Below are 1,116 nucleotides of genomic sequence, written 5' to 3' on the forward strand. Positions count from 1 at the left end.
GTAAGTTCATCTTTGGCCTTACTGAAGTTCGGGATCATGTCCTCTAAACTGCCCTGGTGCTCTTTTTTATCCTCAGTACTGGCAAAGACGATCAGCACATTAGCTGGGGTAGGCTTTACCTGTTCCAAGATCTCAAGCTGGTGTTCATAAAAGCCTGCAGGGAGACTATCAGGTCCAAACTCTTCCCCATAAGGCTCATCCTGAAAATAATAGCTCATATTTCCAGCTACCTGGTGCAGGCAAGGTGCAGGCTTACATCTCTGGGCATCGCCTGGGATTACCTCACCCTTAAACTCAAACCTGGCTCTGACTTTTTTCAAGGCACCGGCCATAACCTCTTTAGGTACTGCTTCCGAGAAAACAGTCACGTGATAGCCCTTGCTCCCTGAAAACGAGAGCAGACAGTTCACGCCGCTGCTTTCCAGGTACTCACGCATGTCCATTGCCGCCTTAAGCCCGGCTGCATCTCTCTGGTCCACGTCCAGTACTCCGAACTTGCACAGTCCTTCCCCGTAAACAGCATCTAAGGCATACGTAGTTGTGCCATCTACATGCTTTGCAAGGTCAATCTCCTTTGCATCTGGGTACTTGTTTCCAGTCTTCATCTGCTCACCACCAGTCGGGGCAATACCTTGTGGTGGACAAAATAACTCAGCCACTCTTTCGACAATCTTTTCTTTCATCTTTTATCTCCTCGATGTTTTTTGCCATCTGCTGACACAGCTTTCGAACTGCATCCTCAAACTTATCAGTTGTTGAGGATTTTCGCGCTAGTACGTGGACCTCAGCGAGAAATTCGTGCATGTCTTTTGGATGGCGGTTTAGGTTTTCATAAAGTCTCATGAAAAAGAATACTGCCGAAAATTTGGTTTTTTAAGAGGAGAGTGTGAAAAAGTTGTATTTTTGTGAAAGTTTTTTACTATTTGTGTAGGAGGTGGTTAGTCAGAAGTTAGGATGGTAATGGCGGTTAACAGCCCTCAAGTCAGTATTGGCGGGCATTAGCGGGGGGCTGTTAACCTCTTTTTACTGTGCCCGTAAGAAGTTTGCTGCCGTGCGCTGCATTTCTCTTCAAAGTTTAGTGAAAAATAAACACACATAATAAAAGCCGAGCTCACA

1 protein-coding gene is annotated in these 1,116 nt (G+C 46.0%); it reads right to left on the reverse strand.

The features are described 5' to 3' along the window. Window positions 1-683, reverse strand: a 683-nt coding sequence (locus LZ23_RS11975) for a bifunctional DNA primase/polymerase (protein WP_045214527.1), incomplete at its 3' end; no start/stop codon positions are given. Window positions 684-1,116 lie beyond the last annotated feature (433 nt).

Source organism: Desulfonatronovibrio magnus, from assembly GCF_000934755.1.
GTDB classification, from domain to species: Bacteria; Desulfobacterota; Desulfovibrionia; order Desulfovibrionales; family Desulfonatronovibrionaceae; genus Desulfonatronovibrio; species Desulfonatronovibrio magnus.